We start from the raw sequence: 285 nt of genomic DNA, 5'->3' as shown, positions 1-285 counted from the left end.
CAAATAATTGGTGCGTTGTAATCAGCTGGAGTAACGTTAGCTGGCATGTTCAAACTAGCGTCAGTACTCTTTGAGTAGTCAACTGAAGTCGTTCCTAAACCTTGACCAGCATTAGCTGAAAGAACTTGGGAAGAATTGTCAGCTCCAGCATTCAACAATGGAGTATTTACTTGAGCGGCACTTCCAATACTGTTTTTAACAGCGGTTTGGTTCAATTGAACACCCCAACCATTACCAGGTTGATCATTAAATTGACCTAAAGCAGCTGAAACAGTCCAACCAGCA

The 285-nt window shown here is 42.1% G+C and carries 1 protein-coding gene; it reads right to left on the bottom strand.

Annotated elements, in window-relative coordinates; all coding sequences use genetic code 11:
• Positions 1–285, bottom strand: a 285-nt coding sequence (locus AC6UD0_RS07400; RefSeq protein WP_500708711.1) for a WxL domain-containing protein, incomplete at both ends; no start/stop codon positions are given.

The sequence above is a fragment of the Fructilactobacillus sp. X7R9C1 genome, assembly GCF_059901005.1.
This window is presented reverse-complemented; position numbering and strand designations above follow the sequence as displayed.